The 822-nt window shown below is 45.6% G+C and carries 1 protein-coding gene; it reads right to left on the reverse strand.

Features of this window, described 5'->3' with window-relative positions:
* Window positions 1-822 (reverse strand): GGDEF domain-containing protein (locus A3735_RS01955; RefSeq protein WP_156499325.1); only part of this gene is annotated, 822 nt, incomplete at both ends.

Below are 822 nucleotides of genomic sequence, written 5' to 3' on the forward strand. Positions count from 1 at the left end.
ATACAAAATCGAATAGGCGCATATGACCATTTCGGTCGGTGCTTTCGATACCACCTTGTTTGATGTCGTTATCCGAATAGAATTTAAGTACTTTGTGGTTGAACTCAGTGAAAACGGAGCGGAGTAATTCTTGCCACTCATCCTGAGGCATAATCAGTACAAAATCATCCCCACCGATATGCCCGGCAAAGCTAGCGCCTTGTTTAAGTTGCTTTCTTAGAATCTCGGCAAACATGATCAGTACTTCATCACCCCGGTTGTGGCTGTAATGATTGTTGAAGGGTTTAAAGTTTGCCAAATCGAGAAGCGCGATTGAGAAGGGAGTATCTTTATCCAGAAGTTCCATGACGCAATTCCCGATAGGGGTGTTCCCCGGGAGCATGGTCAGGATGTTTTCCTGGTGATCTGGTTTGACGCGCAACTGAGTGACCTTGCGTAATAGGTCGATGACCGTTCCGATCCCAAGAAAATGCTGCTCATTAGAGATAATAAAGTCATGCTCTGCATCTAATTGCGCGCGAGATGTGACCAGGCGGCTGACTTGCTCTATGCGCTGATGAGCGTCAACATGCAGGAAGTCTGAGCTCATTTCGCTTGAGATACACTTGGCTTGAACGACTTCTCGTCTCTGTCGCTTGGAATACTTGTTCATAAAGGGAGTGCGAAAGATAATGCCTTTTACTTTCTCATTCTCTACTACCGCAATGGAACTCATGTGAACATTGGCTTCAAGTAACTCAAAGACGCTTTGGATTGTGGTGCCGACTTCGACATGAGCTGTTGAAACAACCAAGTCGCAGGCCAAACTTTTTTGGTTGGTTT

The sequence above is a fragment of the Oleiphilus sp. HI0061 genome, assembly GCF_001635675.1.